The sequence below is a fragment of the Streptomyces niphimycinicus genome, assembly GCF_018883605.1.
Classification (GTDB): Bacteria; Actinomycetota; Actinomycetes; order Streptomycetales; family Streptomycetaceae; genus Streptomyces; species Streptomyces niphimycinicus.
In genome coordinates, this window is the sequence record NZ_JAHLEM010001313.1 from 1 (window position 1) to 376 (window position 376).

A 376-nucleotide genomic window follows, 5' to 3' on the forward strand; every position below is an offset into this window, starting at 1 on the left:
GCCTGGACGCCGGGGTCACCTCCCTGGTGACCCTGTCCACCGGGGAGAAGATCGCCAACCCCCGGCAGGAGCGCGGCGACCGTAAGCGGCTCGCGAAGGCGCAGCGGGAGCTGTCCCGCAAGGCGAAGGGCTCGGCGAACCGGGAGAAGGCCCGCCGCCACCTCGCCAAGGTGCACGCGCGGATCGCTGACCGGCGCCGGGACTTCCTGCACAAGCTGACCACTCGTCTCGTCCGTGAGAACCAAACGGTCGTGATCGAGGACCTGACCGTCCGTAACCTGCTGAAGAACGGCAAGCTTGCGCGTGCCATCTCGGATGCGGCGTGGACGGATCTGCGCATGATGCTGGAGTACAAGTGCGCCTGGTACGGGCGTGA

The 376-nt window shown here is 67.8% G+C and carries 1 protein-coding gene; it reads left to right on the forward strand.

What is annotated here, in order from left to right:
• Positions 1–376 (forward strand): RNA-guided endonuclease TnpB family protein (locus KN815_RS49520; RefSeq protein ID WP_216348253.1); only part of this gene is annotated, 376 nt, incomplete at both ends.